General features: G+C 52.3%; 7 protein-coding genes. 4 read left to right on the top strand and 3 right to left on the bottom strand.

Annotated features, from left to right (window positions below; genetic code table 11):
• Positions 1–54 precede the first annotated feature (54 nt).
• Positions 55–3,741, bottom strand: coding sequence for an ATP-binding protein (locus LZ463_RS20015; RefSeq protein ID WP_241457691.1), 3,687 nt, complete (start codon positions 3,739–3,741; stop codon positions 55–57).
• A gap of 383 nt (positions 3,742–4,124) precedes the next feature.
• Between LZ463_RS20015 and tmpT the strand changes: the two genes are divergently transcribed.
• Complete coding sequence (tmpT, locus tag LZ463_RS20010; RefSeq protein ID WP_241457689.1) at positions 4,125–4,763, top strand: thiopurine S-methyltransferase; 639 nt, start codon at positions 4,125–4,127, stop codon at positions 4,761–4,763.
• Positions 4,764–4,809: 46 nt separating this feature from the next.
• On the opposite strand, the gene LZ463_RS20005 is transcribed toward tmpT, so the two are convergent.
• The gene (locus tag LZ463_RS20005) at positions 4,810–5,571 is read right to left on the bottom strand and encodes an SDR family NAD(P)-dependent oxidoreductase (protein WP_241457687.1); all 762 of its coding nucleotides are present in this window, start codon (positions 5,569–5,571) and stop codon (positions 4,810–4,812) included.
• A gap of 89 nt (positions 5,572–5,660) precedes the next feature.
• On the opposite strand from LZ463_RS20005, the gene LZ463_RS20000 reads away from it, so the two are divergent.
• Entirely contained in the window at positions 5,661–6,248 is a 588-nt protein-coding gene (locus LZ463_RS20000) for a Crp/Fnr family transcriptional regulator (RefSeq protein ID WP_241457685.1), read from the top strand.
• Positions 6,249–6,332: 84 nt separating this feature from the next.
• Here the strand turns inward: LZ463_RS20000 and LZ463_RS19995 are convergent, their stop codons facing one another.
• Positions 6,333–6,977, bottom strand: coding sequence for a cysteine hydrolase family protein (locus LZ463_RS19995; protein WP_241457683.1), 645 nt, complete (start codon positions 6,975–6,977; stop codon positions 6,333–6,335).
• 118 nt (positions 6,978–7,095) lie between these two features.
• On the opposite strand from LZ463_RS19995, the gene LZ463_RS19990 reads away from it, so the two are divergent.
• Positions 7,096–8,097, top strand: a complete 1,002-nt coding sequence (locus LZ463_RS19990) for a GlxA family transcriptional regulator (RefSeq protein ID WP_241457681.1) — start codon at positions 7,096–7,098, stop codon at positions 8,095–8,097.
• Between the two features lie 123 nt (positions 8,098–8,220).
• Positions 8,221–9,063 carry an MOSC domain-containing protein gene (locus LZ463_RS19985; RefSeq protein WP_241457679.1) on the top strand — a complete coding sequence of 281 codons (843 nt, stop codon included), beginning with the start codon at positions 8,221–8,223 and terminating at the stop codon, positions 9,061–9,063.

Here is a 9,063-nt window from a genome sequence, read left to right as displayed (position 1 = left end):
CTATCTGGCTAGGTTCATGACAGCTTGACCGTGCATCAGCTGTAGCATTCCCATTCATTGTGGAATGCTACACGCTATCTGCACTGATGCGTCAGTTTTCAATTCATTCAGGCTTTGCCGTATTCGCGGTATCAATCCCAGAGCTCCCTGCGTTTCAGCCATCTGCAAGGCGTGTTGCAGGGTTTGACGGGCCAGCTCAAGTTCACCTTCATGTATTTGACACAGGCCTTGCAGCCGCAACAAGTCTGAATGACAGTAGTAATCTTCATACCTGTCAATATCGGCCAGGGTCTGTAATAGCAGTGATTTTGCTTCACTCCAGCGATTCAGGCTGACCAACGTACTGGCCAGTACCCAACTGGCTGTGGTCGTTCCCGCCCTGTAAGCGCCGTGCAAGGCATCGGCCGCCTGTAACGCCGGTGCAGCATCCTGCAAGTCATTTCTGCTGGCCTGTGCTGACAGATAAAACAGGCTGTTCATACTTTGCCACAAGGGGAAACCGAACTGCGTCCCCAGCGCCACACCTTCCCCGGAACAGACCATCACCTGATCAACTTGCCCCTTTGTCCAATGCAAAGCCGCATTGAATGTCAACATAAAGCAAAGTGCATGGCTTTTTTTGCGTTCACGGGCCAATGCAAGGCTTTCATCTGCAATGACCATGGCCTCTTCGTGAGCAAGAAACCATAAGTTCCAGCTTAGGAAGGCACGAATCAGTATCTCCAGGTCTTCTCCCCAATAACGCTGTCTTTGTTCCAGACTTAGTTCCCTCGATATGGCGACACCTTCCTGCTGGTATTGCAAGGCTTCGGTAAAAAGGCCGCGCCAGAACAGGGAGTTCCCCAACGCAAAACAAGCCATCAGACGTTTTGCCGGCGTGTCAGCCAATTCCTCCAATCGTCTTGCAAATCCCAGCCCATCACTCCTGCCTTGTGAACTTCCCCCCATATACATGCCGCTCAATGCGCGAAACAAGGCTTCTTTCTGCTCGGGATCAGGAGATGGCAACATATCAAGGCTGTCGAACACGGCACGAAATTGCTTAAATCCCAATTCAGAGCCATAACCCTGACAAAGCAAGGCAGCACTACCAACAGATAAACGCAGGGAAATCACTTTATCTACAAGCCCATGCTGAGGATGTTCAGCAATTGCCAGTGCATTCTTGAAGTGCTGCAAGGCGTCCATGGCAAACTCGCCTGCCATGGCTTGCTGCCCGCTCAATGTCCACCAGTCAAGCGCCTCGGCCCAACATTGAGCTACGTCAAAATGTCGCGCTATGTCACTGCTGGATACTACAGGTTCGAGCAATAAGACCTGGGCAATTTGTTGATGCGCCTGACGTCGTTGCGCTTCTGGAAAACTCTGATACGCCGTGTCAGCAATTAATGCATGCAAAAAACTGTAGTAACCTGGCTTTTTAGCCGCCTTTACCAGCCTGTATGTGATTGCAAGTTGCAAGGTACCGTCAATATCAGCGTCAGGCAACAAGATGGTCAGGAGACGTGCATCAAAACTGTATCCCAGTGCTGACGCAAACTGCAGGACATATTTGTATGGGCCTAATTTGTCCAGTTCGCTTTGCAACAATTCCTTCACGGGAACCAGGTGATGTCGACCATCTTCTGCCAAGCTGCGTGTGAGCCTTTCAAGAAAGAGTGGAATACCACCACAATCACGCGCGATACGCAGATGCTCTTCTCTGGAAAGCAAATGTCGACTGTCGCAAGCTGCCACCATTTGCTCGGCCGTGACCAGAGGTAGAGCAGATAATTCAGCAATTAGCGGTGACGCACCTGCGTATTCCAGTGGTGCATCCGGCCGGGTAGTTACCAGTAAGAGCAGTCTCTGCCTCTCAAGACTGCCGGCATATCTCGCCACAAATTCACGCGTGGCGAAATCAGACCAGTGCATATCGTCAATCAGGATCAGGCAGCTTTGAGTATGGCATAGCAGATCGAACAGCGCAGCAACCGCCGCAAACAATTGGTTCTTGTGATCAACTTCCGACATGTTCTTCTGCTCAAAAAGGACAACCAGAGCGTGCAGATGTGCTTCTTCCAGCATGCTGTCTGACAGATTATCGCGCAGATAGACAACGATTTTTTCTCTGATCTTCTCGCTGTCATCGGGAGTGGCCAGGCCAAACAGGTCACTGAGCGCATAGCGTATTGGAGCCATGGACTGATGCTGATACTCCAGTGAGCAATGGACGGAAATAACGCGTTTCGCCATCGTCTGCAATTGGCTTGCCAACTCTGTCGCCAGCCTGGTTTTTCCCATGCCAGCATTACCCCTCAATACCAGCCACTGCGCTTGTCCATGATCAGCCAGATGCCAATGCTGCATCAGCACCTGCATCTCTTCGCTCCTGCCTATCAGCGGCAAGACCTGCACACCACTTGTACCGACGACCTGATTACTCACTATAAATCTGCTCAAGCCCTTTGCATACCTCTCGTTTTGTTGTAACGGAAGTTTTTCAATGGCAATTTTTTCCCTGATCTGCTCCGCTACCATCTGGTCGAACACAAGTTGTCCGACATCTGCAGACCAGCATATTTCTTGTGCTAGCCTTGGCAAGGCACCAAGAAAACGCAACTCTTCAATTGAGCGCTGTACGTGACCGGCACACACGCCTATACGCAAATACCGCCTGGACTGCTCGCTGAGCAGGACTTCTTGCGCTGCATAAATGCTTCTCAGGGCAGCCTGTTCCGGCTCGTCATACAATCCAAAACTGGCATGAAACCCCTGCCCGAATATCTCATTGCAGTTACCGGCCCACAATTCTATTTTCTTTTTAGCCCCAGTCAGCAATTCATCCAGGAGCGACAGACAATCCATCCCTTGTCCCCTGTTCTCACTGGTCAGGTCAAATTCCACATACATCAGGCTGATGTAGCGCATCTCCATCGCCTTTGGTGTCGCCACAGGCTGAACGTGCTCCTGAGGCTGGTTGACAATGACAGTCAGGTCCTTTTGCTCAAGTAGCTTGCGTGTAGCAGCAGAGGCGCGTGTTCCAAAAGCAGAAAGCAAACCCTGGTCAAGTGCGTTGAGTACGAAATTGGCACGTTTGAAATCACCACAAGCAAGAAGTAGGCTGATCAACTTAGCAGCGATGTGCTCATTGAGCGGATCCTGCTCCCAAAGCTGTGTTGCAATCGCCGTGGCTGAAGCAACCCGGCCTGCCACTTCCTTATTAATACACAACCTCAAGGCGAGCTCGCGCCACCGCTCGCGGGCTTGCTTACGCACTGAAAGTATCCATGCCTGCAGTTCGGTACCGCTATGGTGTTCCATCGTTTCCAGGAAATCATGGTAAAGCTGATACAGGTGTGCTTCAAAACTGTTTGCCAGCCAGCCATGAAATTCTTCTGAAGCGTCGTCAACATGCCTGTCGTTGAGCAAGAGACTGATGTCTACACTGACTCTTTCATTGGGGGTATAGGCGATGCTATCGCGACGGCTCTGAATGATGCTGGCATTCGCTGCCGTATTGATCACCTTGCCCAGGTTATTGAGCACCTGGCGTAAATTGGTCAATCCGGCAGCATTGTGCAAATCTGGCCACAATAAACCTGCCAAATGTTCTCTCGATATCCAGCGGCCATTTGCAACGATCAGGTAGGCCAGCAGGTAGACTGCCTTGCGATATTTGATCTTGCTGGTGAAGTCCTGCCCATCCTGTCTCAGTTCAAATATCCCCAGCAAACGGATCTCAAGTCGTGAAGCTGGCATAGTATGCGGGTCCAATGTTGCAATCATCTGTTACAGCCCATTCTTGCCCCGTGTCTGTCCGTCGTGACGACCAATGCCTGGTACTGGTCCTTTTTCCGCCAACGATTCATAAAAAAATACAGTAACAGGAAGACGACGTAATGACTGCATACGAATACTGTTGAGCAAAATTGTTGTTGCGAATTTTTCGATTATACGTGATAAGAGTATCACTTCAGGCCGGTATCCCGCTGACTTGCTCATCCAGGCAGACATTGCACAACACGCACGAATGCAATGCAAACTATGCATGCTCCACCTGATCAAAAACTGCTTATTATATGGCTCGTGTGGCTACGGCGCAGGAAAGGCGGGCCAAAAAAATTACCAGAAGGATAATATAGATGGACGCAAGTTTTTGGCACAGGAAATGGGCAGCAAATGAAATCGGCTTTCATGAAAGCACGGTCAATCCCTTGCTATTGAAATACATAGAGGCATTGACTCTGGCGCAGGGCAGCCGGATATTTTTGCCTTTATGCGGCAAATCACTCGATATACATTGGCTGTTATCGCAAGGCTATCGTGTGGCCGGAGCAGAGTTGAGTGAGATCGCCATTGAGCAATTGTTCGCAGAATTGAATCTGACGCCGGACATATCGACTGTCGGAGAATTGAGACATTACAGTGCTAAAAACCTGGACATATTTGTCGGTGACATTTTTGATTTGACGGGTGAAGCGCTGGGCCAGATTGACGCAATTTACGACAGGGCAGCGCTGGTCGCGCTGCCTCAAGAAACAAGGTTGCGTTACAGCGCTCATCTGGCCGCCATCAGCGACCTGGCCCAGCAGTTGTTGATCTGTTTTGAATACGACCAAAGCTTGCAGGATGGTCCGCCTTTCTCCATCAGCGATGAAGAAGTGCGGCAGCACTACGGCAAGCTATATGCGCTGACCCTGCTGGCAAGGATTGATGTTCCTGGTGGATTGAAAGGAAAGTGCCCGGCTCACGAGAATATCTGGGTACTAAGCAAATACTGAAACGCAAACACTGATGTCAGGACAGGGCATGCTCCTCGTCACTACCTCATTGACTCTGACTGTGCGGGCCTGCAATTGGTGTTTGTAGCAGGCGTCTCACGACAAAGGGTGCAAACCGCAGCAGTATGGGTAGCAGCCTGGTTTTACCAACATATAGTATGGGGCGGGCGGGACGACGCAATTCGCTGATGATTTCATCGGCGACCTGTCCGGGTGTGATTTTGCCGCTGCCGCGTCCCGCCGTCATGCGGGTATCGACCAGTGGCAAAATGCATTCTGTTACTGTCACCTTGCTGCCCTTTAATTGCAGTTGCAAACCCTCACTCAGGGAATGTATGGCTGCCTTGGTGGCACAATACACCGCCGACTCAGCCTTGGGCAACAGGGCCAGGCCGGAAGATATCATCAAGACCCTTGCCTGTGGTCTGCTGTGCAGATGTGGCAACAGCAGACGTGTGAGTTCTGTCGGCGCAATCAGATTGACACTGACTTCATCCACAATATCCTGCAAGCCATATGTTTCGTCCTGCAATTGTTTTGCATGCTGTATGCCGGCATTATTGATGAGGCAATCTATCGATGTACTGGCCAGCAGTGTATTCACAGCCAGCCTGAGTTGCGCCAACTGGGTCAAATCGACTACCTGCGTCTGTATATTGGCATGGCTCGCCGCCAATGCACGCAAGCTTGCTGCATTACGCCCCCAGGCATAAACGCGAGCCCCCTGCTGCGCCAGAGCCAGGGCCAGCGCCTGTCCTATGCCAGCACTGGCGCCGGTAATTAAAAATGTCTGTTGTTCCAGCTTCATCTGCATGATCCGTTCTCACTCATCAATTGAAACCAGACCAACTGTATAATCCGGGCAGGCATCGCGCATTAACCCTGGTTAATTCACTCATGGACACTTCCACTTTTCGCAGTCAGCATATATTGTCGACTCTCGCTGGAGAGGCACTGCCAGGCTGGACGCAGGTAGCTGCCGATATACGGACCATGACTCTGAAAGCACAGGACTGGGTATTTCATCATGACGAAATCCATCCTTATCTGTATGTTGTCGTCAGAGGCTGTGTCAAATTGTTATATGTGCAAGAAGATGGCAAGGAATGGATCAAATCTTTCAGCAGCGAAAACCATATTTTTGCCAGCATGGCTGCCCTGGAGGATCGTGGCAGAACAAGTTTCGCTGTGCAAACGGTAACAGACACCGTGCTGGAGCGTCTGCCATTCAAAGCCTTGCTGCAACAAGCGGAGCAACATCCCGTCTGGGAAAAAGCCCTGCGTCGCGGCTTCCAGGCATTTGCCGCCCGCAAGGAAAAACGTGAACGCGAATTACTGACTCTGTCAGCAGCACAACGTTACCACGCCGTGCTCAGTGAAGAACCTGACTTGGTCAACCGCGTCTCACAAAAAGACTTGGCCAGTTACCTGGGAGTGACGCCAGTGGGTTTGAACCGGATTATCAGGCGCAGCATGGTCGCCTGATTTGCATCATTTATTGATCTTTTTGTTTTGGGATAACAGCAGTCCCGTTGACGGGACCACTGTGACCATGGCTGCATCAGCTTTTCAAGCTGCCTGATGCGCACGGCCAGCCAGGTTCGACGCATAGACATTACCCTTCTCGATTGCCACGCCGGCCTGTACTGCCTCTATCCAGCCATCGGTGGTGCTGACGGCCGCGAAGTTGGAATGGAAGACCACGGAAAAGGCGCGATGTATTTCTTCTGCACTGGCATAGCCTGCGGCATTTTCATAGGGCAGTGAACCGCTCGCATCATGCAACACTTCCACTTCATAACCATTGTGGGCTGCTTCGAAAATGGTACTGGCGTTGCAGTTATGGGTCATGTAGCCAACGATGGTGATGGTATTGATGTCATGCAGTTTCAGCCAGGTGGCTGCATCGGTGCCGGTAAACACGCTGGCCATTTTCTTTTCAATATGATGGCTGGCGGGACGGCTGGCAACGACTTCATGCAATTGCCAGTTGTGCGATCCACGTGCGAAGATGGGGGCGGTCTCTGGCGCAGAATGCTGTACTTTCAATACCGGGATACCGGCAGCAGTTGCCGCATCCATGGCCCGGCCTATATTGCGCAGAGATACTTTCGGGTCGGGGTATTCAATCAGCAGGTCGCCGGTGAAATATTCGTTTTGGACGTCGACGACGATCAGTGCGCGTTTGATTGTGGGTTTGTTTGCTGTAGACATGATGGTTTCCTTTATGGTCAGGTGAGGGAAGCAGCAGCGCTGTTCATGGACATCATTTTCTGCCACATTGGCTCTGACAAGAAGTGACCCGATTGCCATAATTAGATACAATCGGGCCATGCCTGATAAATCACGCCCCCCGCATCCTGAACAAGCCATCCATGTTGCCGTACTGGCCTTTGATGGCATCAGCCCTTTTCATCTGTCCGTGCCTTGCATGGTGTTCGGTGAACATCATGGCAGCCTGAGTCTGCCCGCATTCAAGCTGGATGTCTGTCTTGATCACAGCGGGAAAGAACGTCGTGGAGTGCGCACCAATGCCGGCTTTGACATCCACGTACGTCATGGTCTGGCAAACCTTGCCAGGGCTGACATGCTGGTGATCCCCTCCTGGCATGATGATTTGCGACCTGCCTCCCCTGCCCTGCTCAAGGCAATACAAAAAGCCCACCAGCGCGGCGCCCGTATCATAGGACTATGCCTGGGCGCTTTTGTACTGGCTCAGGCAGGCTTACTTGATGGACGCAGTGCGACGACGCACTGGGCCCTGTCCAGAGCTTTTTCGGAACGCTATCCGCAGATCACGCTGGACCCGAATGTCCTGTATGTCGATCATGGCGACGTGATTACCTCGGCCGGTACAGCGGCTGGCATAGATTGTTGCCTGCACGTCCTGCGCACCACTTATGGTGCCGATAGCGCCGCCCATGTGGCCAGACGCCTGGTAGTGGCGCCACACCGGCAGGGAGGTCAGGCACAATACATAGAGCAGCCCTTGCCGGTATTGGCCACCGATACCCGCCTCAACAAGGTATTAGAATGGATGCTGGCGCATCTGGCAGAGAATCAGAGCCTGGATCAACTGGCGCAGATGGCCTTGATGAGCAGGCGCAGCTTTACCCGCCACTTCCAGCAGCAGACTGGCACCACTGTTGGCAAATGGCTGCTGAATCAGCGACTGGCCCAGGCCCAGCGCCAGCTGGAAACCAGCAAGCGGGCCATTGATGATATTGCCATCGACAGCGGTTTTGGTTCCGGCCTGTTATTGCGCCGTTACTTTGCCAGGGAGTTCGCCATCTCCCCTTCAGCATACAGGCGTAATTTCCAGGGCAACAACTGATTGCCAGAACGCGGCAAACCCGGCATTTGCCCTGACCTCAAATATCTGGCGAATTGCCCGCATGAATGCTTGTTAGCCATTAAAATACTCATATCGCATCCTTTACACGGAAGTCTTGCCATCATGCCTAATGTCATTGCCCTGACCATTTACCCGATCAAGTCCTGCGCCGGCATCAGTCTGGACAGCGCGACGCTGACAGAAACCGGCCTGTGTTCGGCAGGCATACATGACAGGGAATGGATGCTGGTCACCCCTCAGGGTCTGTTCCTGACACAGAGGGAGCATCCGGCAATGGCCAGGATACGTCCCGAAATCACTGACGACGGCGTGGTCGTCCATGCGCCGGGCATGCCCAAGCTGCTGCTGCAAGCCCAGTCCGATGCAGGATCAACAACAGTAACAATCTGGGAAGAAAGCTTCAGCGCCATTGATTGTGGCGATGTCGCCGCTGACTGGTTCAGCCTTGCCCTTGCCACCCCTTGCCGACTGGTGCGCAGCAGTACGCAAACCCAACGCTTTGCCAACCAGAAATGGACGGGGGACAAACTTGTCGCAACACGATTTTCTGACGGCTATCCCATTTTGCTGACGGCCAGTGCCGCCCTGGACGACCTGAACCAGCGCCTGCAACAGCAGGGCCGGGCTGCCTTGCCGATGAACCGGTTCCGCCCGAATATCGTGCTCGATGGCGTGGAGGCTTTCGAAGAGGATTATGCTGAAAGCTTTGACATAGGCGAAGATATACAATTGCGCCCGGTTAAGCCTTGTCCACGTTGTCCCATGCCTTCAATCGACCAGGACACCGGTGAATTTGGCCCGGACCCGCTGGACATACTTGCCACCTACAGAGCCAACCCGCTGGTCGACGGCGGCATTACCTTTGGTATGAACCTCATCGTTGAACAGGGTCTGGACCGGATATTGCATGTCGGCGATGCAGTCAACATGAACATTGCATTTTAA

It is taken from the genome of Undibacterium paludis (assembly GCF_022568815.1).
Classification (GTDB): Bacteria; Pseudomonadota; Gammaproteobacteria; order Burkholderiales; family Burkholderiaceae_D; genus Undibacterium.
The sequence above is the reverse complement of the archived record's forward strand: the minus strand, read 5'-3'. Positions and strand labels throughout refer to the sequence as shown.

Bases quoted from the DNA above. Each gene is read 5' to 3' on its own strand.
- LZ463_RS20005 (WP_241457687.1), bottom strand. From the start codon at position 5,571: ATGAAGCTGGAACAACAGACATTTTTAATTACCGGCGCCAGTGCTGGC.
- LZ463_RS20015 (WP_241457691.1), bottom strand. From the start codon at position 3,741: ATGCCAGCTTCACGACTTGAGATCCGTTTGCTGGGGATATTTGAACTG.
- LZ463_RS20000 (WP_241457685.1), top strand. From the start codon at position 5,661: ATGGACACTTCCACTTTTCGCAGTCAGCATATATTGTCGACTCTCGCT.
- tmpT (WP_241457689.1), top strand. From the start codon at position 4,125: ATGGACGCAAGTTTTTGGCACAGGAAATGGGCAGCAAATGAAATCGGC.
- LZ463_RS19990 (WP_241457681.1), top strand. From the start codon at position 7,096: ATGCCTGATAAATCACGCCCCCCGCATCCTGAACAAGCCATCCATGTT.
- LZ463_RS19985 (WP_241457679.1), top strand. From the start codon at position 8,221: ATGCCTAATGTCATTGCCCTGACCATTTACCCGATCAAGTCCTGCGCC.
- LZ463_RS19995 (WP_241457683.1), bottom strand. From the start codon at position 6,977: ATGTCTACAGCAAACAAACCCACAATCAAACGCGCACTGATCGTCGTC.